Origin of the sequence: Bradyrhizobium sp. YR681 (assembly GCF_000282615.1) — a bacterium.
GTDB lineage: Bacteria > Pseudomonadota > Alphaproteobacteria > Rhizobiales > Xanthobacteraceae > Bradyrhizobium.
This window is the reverse complement of record NZ_AKIY01000159.1, coordinates 1-558: the sequence shown is the minus strand read 5'-3', so window position 1 is coordinate 558 and position 558 is coordinate 1. Positions and strand designations below refer to the sequence as shown.

Genomic DNA, 558 nt, shown 5'->3' with positions numbered 1-558 from the left:
GAGCTTCGGCTCGGCAAGCCGGTGCCACAAACGATAAGCGAAGCGGGCGAAGGCTGCCGCGCCGAAGCCCAATGGGCGAAGGCGGGCTATAAAAATCATCGACTTGGGGGATTCAACATGCGCAAGCTTCTGGCGATTCTGGTGATCTCGTGCTGGGCCACTCTGGCTTGCGCACAAAAGGCCGACCTCGTTGTCACCAACGCAAAAATCGTGACGCTGGATGGCGCATCGACGATCGCGCAGGCACTCGCGGTGCGCGACGGCAGGATCGTTGCCGTCGGCGGCAACGATGCCGTGGACAGCCTGATCGGCTCCGCGACGCGCCGCGTCGACGCCGGCGGACGCACCATCATTCCGGGCTTGATCGATTCCCATATTCACGCCGTGCGCGCCGGATTGACCTACGCAACCGAGGTCAACTGGATCGGCGCGAAGACGATTCCCGAGGCGATGGAACGCCTGCGCCAGGCGGCAACAGCGCGCCCGGCGTCCTGGATCATCGTGGCCGGCGGCTGGAGCGAATTGCAATTTGCCGAGAAGCGGCGGCCGACGCTGGCC

Annotated in this window: 1 protein-coding gene; it reads left to right on the top strand. The window is 64.7% G+C overall.

The window, feature by feature from the left end; all coding sequences use genetic code 11:
- Positions 1–21 precede the first annotated feature (21 nt).
- Positions 22–558 (top strand): amidohydrolase family protein (locus PMI42_RS12755; RefSeq protein WP_240535234.1); only part of this gene is annotated, 537 nt, incomplete at its 3' end.